This is a genomic window from Carboxylicivirga mesophila (assembly GCF_018271975.1).
GTDB lineage: Bacteria > Bacteroidota > Bacteroidia > Bacteroidales > Marinilabiliaceae > Carboxylicivirga > Carboxylicivirga mesophila.
In genome coordinates, this window is record NZ_JAGUCN010000084.1 from 1 (window position 1) to 389 (window position 389).

General features: G+C 48.1%; 1 protein-coding gene. It reads right to left on the bottom strand.

All coding sequences use genetic code 11. From position 1 onward, the window contains the following. The coding region (locus tag KEM09_RS21855; protein WP_425305779.1) for a heavy-metal-associated domain-containing protein at nt 1–389 on the bottom strand (389 nt) is incomplete at both ends.

Genomic DNA, 389 nt, shown 5'->3' on the forward strand with positions numbered 1-389 from the left:
AGGTTATCGTATACCTCATCATCGGCTTTGTGGTGCTCTGTATCGTGCCCCACTGTGGCAATGGCTTTTTCAACAGCATCCACTGTAGCCTTACCTCCATAATTCAGGTGCAGCATTTTGGTGTCCTTATCCCATTTGGCCGATGTCACACCTTCCACCGAAAGAGCAGCTTCTTCTATGCGTTCCTGACACATACCGCAGTTACCAGCTACTTTAACCATGGCATGCTTTGACTGCGCTGCAGGCATTTCTTTAATTGCAGGTTCTCCCAATCTTTCATACTTACAACAGCCGTGCAGGTTATCGTATACCTCATCATCGGCTTTGTGGTGCTCTGTATCGTGCCCCACTGTGGCAATGGCTTTTTCAACAGCATCCACTGTAGCCTT